This is a genomic window from Streptomyces spiramenti (genome assembly GCF_012034385.1).
GTDB lineage: Bacteria > Actinomycetota > Actinomycetes > Streptomycetales > Streptomycetaceae > Streptomyces > Streptomyces spiramenti.
This window is the reverse complement of record NZ_JAAVJB010000318.1, coordinates 1-4502: the sequence shown is the minus strand read 5'-3', so window position 1 is coordinate 4502 and position 4502 is coordinate 1. Positions and strand designations below refer to the sequence as shown.

The following is a 4502-nucleotide window of genomic DNA, read 5'->3' as shown; positions in this document are numbered from 1 at the left end:
GCGCAGTGCGGCAGCGGGCCCGGCACCGTCCCGCTGCCGCAGGGCCGCCGCGTCGGTCACCCGCCGGGCGTCACGCCTGGCGGCGGACCTCCACGACGCGGAACCGGTCGGCCACGAACGCCGCGTCGACCAGCGCGGCGTTGGCCGACGGGTTGCCGCCCGAACCGTGCAGGTCGGAGAAGGCCGACGTCTGGTTGACGTAGACGCCACCGGTGAGGTTGAGGGAGAGCTGCGCGCACTCCTCCAGGCAGACGTCCACCAGCCCCCGCTCGACCCTGGCGTCGGTCGTGTAGCCGCCCACCGTCATGGCGCCCTGCTCGGCGACGGTCGAACGCAGCAGCGCCAGCGCCTCGGTGGTGGAGTCGACCGCGACGGCGAACGAGACCGGGCCGAAGCACTCCGAGCGGTAGGCGGCCTCGTGCTCGGGCTTGGCGGCGTCGAGCTTCACGAGGACGGGCGTCCGCACCGTCGCGTCGGGGAACTCCGGGTGGCGGATGCTGCGTGAGCGCAGCGCCACGTCGCCGATCTCCGGGGCCGTCTGGACCCGGGCCCGTACGGCGGGGCTGACGATGGCCCCGAGGATGGACACCGCACGGCTGTCGTCGGCCAGCAGGTGCTCCACCGCGGCGGCCAGGTCGCTGACGACCTGGTCGTAGGTCTTCTCGCCGTCGTCGGTGGTGATGCCGTGCCGGGGGACCAGCAGGTTCTGCGGTGTGGTGCACATCTGGCCGCTGTACAGGGAGAGCGAGAACGCCAGGTTGGCGATCATGCCCTTGTAGTTGTCGGTGGAGTCGATGACGACGGTGTTGACGCCGGCCTTCTCCGTGTAGACCTGGGCCTGGGGCGCGTGGGTCTCCAGCCAGTCTCCGAAGGCGGTGGAGCCGGTGTAGTCGATGATGCGCACCTCGGGTCGGCGCGCCAGGTCGGCGGCGATCGTGCCCCCGTCCTCCTCGGCCACCAGGGTGACGAGGTCGCGCGAGAACCCGGCGGCGTGCAGGACCTCCCGCGCGAAGCGGACGGCGATGGCGAGTGGCAGGACGGCGTGGGGGTGCGGCTTGACCAGCACCGGGTTGCCCGCGGCCAGCGACGCGAACAGGCCCGGGAAGCCGTTCCACGTCGGGAAGGTGTTGCAGCCGACGAGCAGCGAGACCCCGCGCGGGACCGCGGTGAACTCCTTGCTGAGCTCGATCGGGCCCCGCTTGCCCTGGGGCTTGGACCACGCGGCGTGCCGCGGCATGCGCGTCTGCTCCGCGTAGGCGTAGGTGACGGCCTCCAGACCGCGGTCCTGCGCGTGCGGGCCGCCCGCCTGCATCGCCATCATGAACGCCTGTCCGGAGGTGTGCATCACCGCGTGGGCGAACTCCATGGTGTGCGCGTTGATCCGGGCGAGGATCTCCAGGCAGACCAGGGCCCGGGTCTCGGGACCCGCGTCGCGCCAGTCCGGGACGGCCGCCGCCATCGCGGGCAGCAGCTGGTCGATGTCGGCCTTCGGATAGCTGACGCCGAGGGCGAAGCCGTAGGGGGAGTGCTCCGCGCCCACCCAGCCCGTGGTGCCGGGCTGGTCGAGCTCGAACCGTGAGTCCCTGACGGCGTTGAACGCGGCCAGCCCCTGCTCGGCGTCGAGGGAGTTCAGCACCGTGGCGCCGTCCCCGTAGGCCTTGGGGTGCTCCGGGTAGGGCGACCAGTAGCCGCGACCGGCGATGGCCTCCAGCGCCGTGTCCAGGGTGCCGCGGTGCCGGTCGGCCAGCTGCGCCGGGGTGAGGCATGGGGTCATGGGCGGGTGTCTCCTCGTCGGGCTGGAACGAACACGGGCCATGGACGATACTGCTACCGAACGATCGGTCGGGGCAAGAGGTGCCACGCCCTCCGTGTGTGAACCCGCACGGAGCCCCGTCCGGCGCCCGTGCAGACTGGTGCGGGGGCGGACGCCTCCCTCACCGCACCCGATACCCAGAGAACCGGTGTCTACCGATGGCCACGGAACCCCGCCGCGACACGTACACCCCGCAGACGCTGCTCGAAGTGGCGGTGGGCGTGTTCATCGAACGCGGCTACGACGGCACCTCGATGGAACACCTCTCGCGGGCGGCCGGCATCTCCAAGTCGTCGATCTACCACCATGTGCGTGGCAAGGAGGAGCTGCTGCGGCGCGCGGTGAGTCATGCGCTGGACGGGCTGTTCGAGGTGCTGGAGGAGCCGGTGGCCGTGAACGGCCCGGCGATCGACCGTCTGGAGCACGTGGCTCGCCGGACGACCGAGGTGCTGATCGAGCGGCTGCCGTACGTGACGCTGCTGCTGCGGGTGCGGGGCAACACCGACGCCGAGCGCTGGGCGCTGGAGCGGCGCCGCGAGTTCGACCACCGGGTCGCGGAGCTGCTGCGTGAGGCGGTCGCCGACGGCGACCTGCGGGCGGACGTGGACGTCCGGCTCGCGACGAGGCTGCTCTTCGGGATGGTCAACTCCATCGCGGAGTGGTACCGGCCGGGGCGCGACCCGGCGATTCCGGCGGGTCGGATGGCCGACGCCGTGGTGGCGACGGCGTTCGCCGGGCTGCGTGTCGGTGGCGGGCACGGGGCTTCGGGCGGCGAACGCTGACCGTTGACCGGCGGCGACTGGTCCACGACGCCGGAGCCATCAGGCACGGCGTGCGCACGCCATAGCACGCGGCACCGTCGTGACGGACGTGAACGACGGAAACGCCGCCCGGCGCCGCTGACGTCTGGTTACGTCGTTGTACCCGCTGCTCGGGCGCAGCGGGCGGGGTCGTGAGGGCGTGCCTTCAGGATCGGTCGACCGTGTGCGCCGGGGTGCTGCTGTCCGCGACGCCGCGCGCCGCGGTACCGGCTCCGCGCCCCGGCACTGTCGCCGTGCCCGGACGCCGTCGCCGTGACCGCCGCGCCCGGCTGTGCTCCTGCGGGCTTCGGCAGCCCGCGCCCGCCACCCGACCGCCGTGACGATCGTTGCGAGGAGCCCATGAAGGGACACAAGCTGCTGGTACGTCGATCCGCCGTGCCGCTGCCGACGACTACGGGGGCGTCGGTACCGGTGCCGGCGAGCGTTCGGGAGTCGCCCCCGGTGGATCTGGCGGAGGCGTTCGACTTCCTGCGGCTCCTCCACGGCGAGCATCCCGAGCAGCGGGTCCCGCTGCGGGCGAGGATGCGCCAGGTGCGGCAGTCCGTGGAGACCGTCGGCACCTACCGCCACACCCCGGAGGAGCTGACCTTCGGCGCCCGCGTCGCCTGGCGCAACTCCAGCCGCTGCATCGGCCGCCTCTACTGGAACAGCCTGAAGGTCCTCGACCGTCGCACCGCCGTCACCTCCGACCAGATCCACCGCCACCTGGTCGAGCACCTGCGGACCGCCACCAACGGCGGCCGGGTCCGTCCGGTGATCTCGGTCTTCGCCCCCGAGACACCGACCACCGCCGCGCCACGGGTCTGGAACAGCCAGCTGGTGCGGTACGCGGGCTACCGGCTGGACGACGGACGCGTGCTGGGGGACCCGGCGAACGTCGCGTTCACAGAAACGGTTCGCCGTCTCGGCTGGCGGGCGCGGTACGGCCGGTTCGACCTGTTGCCGCTCGTCGTGGAGGGCGCCGACGGGCAGGGCCCGGCGCTGTACGACCTGGACCCGCGCGATGTGCTGGAGGTGCCGCTGACCCATCCGGAGCACCGGTTCTTCGCCGGGCTGGGGCTGCGGTGGCACGCGGTTCCCGCCATCTCCCATATGCGGTTGCGGATCGGCGGCGTCGACTACCCGCTCGCGCCGTTCAACGGCTGGTACATGGGTACGGAGATCGGCGCGCGGAACCTCACCGACAGCGACCGCTACGACCTGCTGCCCGCCGTCGCCGCGGGTCTGGGCCTCGACACGTCGCGGGAGGACTCCCTGTGGCGGGACCGCGCGCTGGTGGAGACGAACGTCGCGGTGCTCCACTCGTTCCGTGCCGCGGGGGTGCGCGTCACCGACCACCACACCGAGTCCCGGCGGTTCCTCACCCATCTGGCGCGTGAAGAGGCTGCCGGGCGCAGGGTCTCCGCGGAGTGGAGCTGGATCGTCCCCCCGATGTCCGGAGGGATCACGCCGGTCTTCCATCGGTACTACGACGAGCAGGAGCAGCGCCCCGCCTTCTACCTGGACGAGGAGGCGCGGGATCGCGCCGAGGGACGGGCCGGAGCGCCCGCGGCGGCAGGTGGCGGCGGGGATTCCGGATGTCCGGCAGGGCGGCACGCGCCGGACGACGGTGGAGCCGTGCCACCCGCCCGTGCGGTTCCTCCGCTCGGGGCGCCCGCCGCGCGGCCGGCCGCAGCGGGTGTGCCACTGTCCGGATGCCCTGCCGGTGGTGTGCCCGCCGGGTCGGACGACCACGGCTGATCGGTGCGACCGGGCGACCGGGCGACCGGGCGACCGGCGAGCGTCCCGGCGGCGTCGGGTCCGGCCGCCCGACGCGCGCTTGTCCTGGCCCGCACGCCCCCTGAGCCGCTGCGCGCGCCGGCCTGACC

At 73.1% G+C, this 4502-nt stretch carries 3 protein-coding genes; 2 read left to right on the top strand and 1 reads right to left on the bottom strand.

Annotated elements, in window-relative coordinates; all coding sequences use genetic code 11:
* Positions 1–70: 70 nt before the first annotated feature.
* Complete coding sequence (gene paaN / locus HCJ92_RS22400; RefSeq protein WP_167935426.1) at positions 71–1774, bottom strand: phenylacetic acid degradation protein PaaN; 1704 nt, start codon at positions 1772–1774, stop codon at positions 71–73.
* Between the two features lie 197 nt (positions 1775–1971).
* Here paaN and HCJ92_RS22395 point away from each other — a divergent pair, with 197 nt between their 5' ends.
* Together HCJ92_RS22395 and HCJ92_RS22390 are read left to right on the top strand one after the other, a co-directional pair.
* Positions 1972–2595: a TetR/AcrR family transcriptional regulator gene (locus HCJ92_RS22395; RefSeq protein WP_167935425.1), complete on the top strand. Its 624-nt coding sequence runs from the start codon at positions 1972–1974 to the stop codon at positions 2593–2595.
* 378 nt (positions 2596–2973) lie between these two features.
* Positions 2974–4374, top strand: a complete 1401-nt coding sequence (locus HCJ92_RS22390; protein ID WP_167935424.1) for a nitric oxide synthase oxygenase — start codon at positions 2974–2976, stop codon at positions 4372–4374.
* Positions 4375–4502 lie beyond the last annotated feature (128 nt).